A 2,408-nucleotide genomic window follows, 5' to 3' on the forward strand; every position below is an offset into this window, starting at 1 on the left:
AAATGAACTGCTTGAACGCGGTCAAACGGTTTGTATCCTTGACTCAGCCCCCCACCCTGCATCAGCATGTTCTAGTCACGCTTACGCTATTGCTCATCCACACTTTGGTCGAGGCGCACCCCGTTTATTGCGCTTAACTCGCATTGCATTTCTAATGGCCGAAGCCCGCTGGGGTAAGTGCTGGAATCAACATGGCATCTTTCAACCAAATAAAAAAGATAAAGTTTTTAATCGGGATGATGTTGTAGGCTATTTGCAATCACTCAATCTTGACGAAGGTTTAGCGCAAGCTCTGTATGCAAATGAGGCAATGGAGGCTTGTGGAATTTCTCAAGATGGAATTTGGCTCCCCCGCGGTGCATCGTTGAATTTGTTTGAAGCAACTCAAGATGCATTGGCCCCCAATCCAAGATTGACTTGCCGCTGGAATGCTTCAGTAGCCCGATTGGAGAAAGCCCCTGTGGGCTGGCGATTGATCGACCCCCAGGGCATTACCATCATGACCGCCAACAAGGTCATTATTGCAGCAGCCTTAGAAACCAAAAATTTAGCTGGAAGTATCGACGTTCGACTTCCCTTGAGGCCGGTGCGTGGACAGCTGAGCATTTTTTCGATTGACGAAAAAAGTGCGTGGGCCCCAAAACTACCTCGTACCGCTATCTCGGGCGATGGCTATTGTTTGCCAGCCAAGAAATTACCCGATGGAAGTTACCAGTGGATAGTGGGCTCTAGCTTTGATGAAGGAGAGTCGGAGCTACACGATTGGGATACAAGTGATGACTTTAACCGCGAGCAGGCAAAGGGTTTATTGGATTATGAAGAGGGTGATGTTAGTCATCTTCACAAGTCAGGAAGTTTTGTCGGTGTGCGCTGTGTTGCAGGTGATCGCTTGCCGATTATTGGGGCGCTCACTCAACGCCCAGGGATATTTTTAGCAACAGCCCTGGGTTCAAGAGGAGTTTTATGGTCGGCCTTAGCTGCCAAGCTCATTACTGCTCAAGTGCTTGAAGACGACTTTGCTTTGCTGGCACGCTTAGGTTTTGCTGCAGACTTAGTAGCTGCGCTAGCACCCGCACGTTTCTTCGCTGGCGCTTTAGCAGCAGCACCAGCCTTAGGTGCTTTGGCTTCAAACTCAAAACCAATTTTGCCATCTGCGCCTAAAGCAAGATAAGCCTTAAAGCCGCGACCAGTACGGTTGGATTTGAAATTGGTTAGCAAATCTGTTTTGCCCTCTGCTAGCAATTTTTGAACTTGCTCCGCAGAAATTTCTTGTTGCAAAACTACTTTGCCCGTTTTGAAATCACATGATTTATTTGGCCCTGTGTTGTTCTCACAAAGATAGCGCATGCCATCTTCATACACAGCACCAGAGCACTTTGGACAAACACCCAAAGCCTGGCGGCCAGTAAAGTCGATTGATTCAGATTCATCCTCTTGCGTATTGCCAAAATCAAACTCAAGCTTAAAGCCTGCATTTGGATAATCGGCATCATCTTCAGGAATTTCGCTTAACTTAATAATTGCGGCAAATGGCCTACCCATCTTGCTGCGGAAACCTTGCAGTGGTCCAATGGTTTTTTCGCGAAGAAGCTCTTCTACCTCTGGATATTCAAACGCACGCCCACCCGGAGTTTTGCTAATCGTGAATCCGCATTTCTCACATGCAAAGCGACGATAGTTTTCTTTAACTGCGCCCTTACAGTGTGGGCAGGGTGTAGACATGGTCGCGTAGTCGCCTGGAATAGTATCGCTGTCATACTCCTTGGCGCGCTTGACGATGCGTTGCGTCATCTGTGCAATTTCTTGCATGAAGGTATCGCGATTCATTTCGCCACGTTCAATCAAGGAAAGTTTATTTTCCCAGCTGCCCGTGAGATCAGGGCGCGTTAATTCTTCCACATCTAGGCCGCGCAATAGCGTCATTAATTGGAATGCTTTAGCTGTAGGAATCAGCTCACGTGCTTCGCGAACCATATATTTTTCTGCTAGCAAGCCTTCAATAATCGCCGCACGGGTTGCGGGAGTTCCTAAACCCTTTTCAGCCATGGCTTCACGCATCTCATCATCATCGACCCATTTACCCGCACTTTCCATAGCGGATAGCAAGGTTGCCTCGGTATAGCGAGCAGGGGGTTTGGTTTTTAATGGGATGGCGGAGATAGATTCAGTTTGTACGGTTTCACCCTCTTGTACAGCCACCAACTCATCATCTGCTTGGTTGGATCGGCCATAGACAGTTAGCCAACCTGGGGATACTAGAACACGGCCTTCGGTTTTAAAGTGATGACCTGATGCTTCGGTAATACGAGTGGTGACGCGAAACTCGGCAGCAGGATAAAACACCGCCAAGAAACGACGAACAACCAAGTCGTACAGCTTTTGCTCGGGCTCACTCAGACTCTTTGGAG

The 2,408-nt window shown here is 48.2% G+C and carries 1 protein-coding gene and 1 pseudogene; one reads left to right on the top strand and one right to left on the bottom strand.

Features of this window, described 5'->3' with window-relative positions; genetic code table 11:
* Positions 1 to 34: 34 nt before the first annotated feature.
* Positions 35 to 937 (top strand): annotated as a pseudogene (locus tag B7X71_RS15290) (FAD-dependent oxidoreductase); the annotation flags it as partial.
* 59 nt (positions 938 to 996) lie between these two features.
* On the opposite strand, the gene B7X71_RS15295 reads toward B7X71_RS15290, so the two are convergent.
* Positions 997 to 2,408, bottom strand: a 1,412-nt coding sequence (locus B7X71_RS15295; RefSeq protein WP_293601317.1) for a DNA topoisomerase, incomplete at its 5' end; no start/stop codon positions are given.

This window comes from Polynucleobacter sp. 39-46-10 (assembly GCF_002282275.1).